1 protein-coding gene is annotated in these 759 nt (G+C 45.3%); it reads right to left on the bottom strand.

What is annotated here, in order from left to right; all coding sequences use genetic code 11:
* Positions 1–613: SNF2-related protein (locus HW443_RS12310; RefSeq protein WP_258190554.1), on the bottom strand; the 613-nt coding region annotated here is incomplete at its 3' end.
* Between the last annotated feature and the right edge of the window lie 146 nt (positions 614–759).

Genomic DNA, 759 nt, shown 5'->3' with positions numbered 1-759 from the left:
GTTCATCAACATGTAGGTATTTATATGGTTTCCAGTATTGGTTGAGGACGCAATACTTAGTTTCAAACTGGGCATATGTCCCAAAAATACGGGATGCAACGCGGGAGCCGTTCTTGTAAATATATAAGTATGGTTGGAGGAAGGCGTATTGCGCCCAAATATTTTCCAACTGTCCATTACCTATAGGCGTGCCCGTCAGGATATACCGGTATTTAGATTTTAATGCTATTCTTAACAAGGCATTTGCCCGTTTGGCGGTTCGGGTTTTGATTTTATGGGATTCATCCAGTACAATGCATCCCCATTCGCGGTTAAAGGATGTTCTGCGCCAAACTTTGTCATAGTTGATAATTGTCATTGCCGAGAGGAGTAGTTTTTGGTCAGCCGACGCAAAGATTTCGATGTCCCTATACCACACCCCCATAGTAGTTTTGGGGGCAACGACCAATGCGTTGGAAATGCAACCCTCTTTAACTAATTCCAAGATTCTGCAGAGGGTAGGGAGCGTTTTCCCGCAGCCCTGTTCCATAAATAAGGCGAAAGAGTCGTTTACCCGCATGTACTGTAAAGCTAATTTCTGGTGCCTGTAAAGCGCAAAAGTTGTACTCGCCACGGCTACGCCTCTTTTTCTGCGGCCATTCCCAGTTCGTACTTCCGCAAAATATCCACACATTCCCGCAGTATGTTGTCAACTTTTGGCCCCCGCCTGAGTCCCCGTAAAATTGAACTCATTTCGGTTTTGTCTGTGGTAATCCCGTT

The sequence above is a fragment of the Candidatus Hakubella thermalkaliphila genome, from assembly GCF_013281975.1.
Lineage (GTDB): Bacteria > Actinomycetota > Humimicrobiia > Hakubellales > Hakubellaceae > Hakubella > Hakubella thermalkaliphila.
Note: the sequence above shows the minus strand (reverse complement) of the source record. Positions and strands in the feature narration are given on the sequence as shown.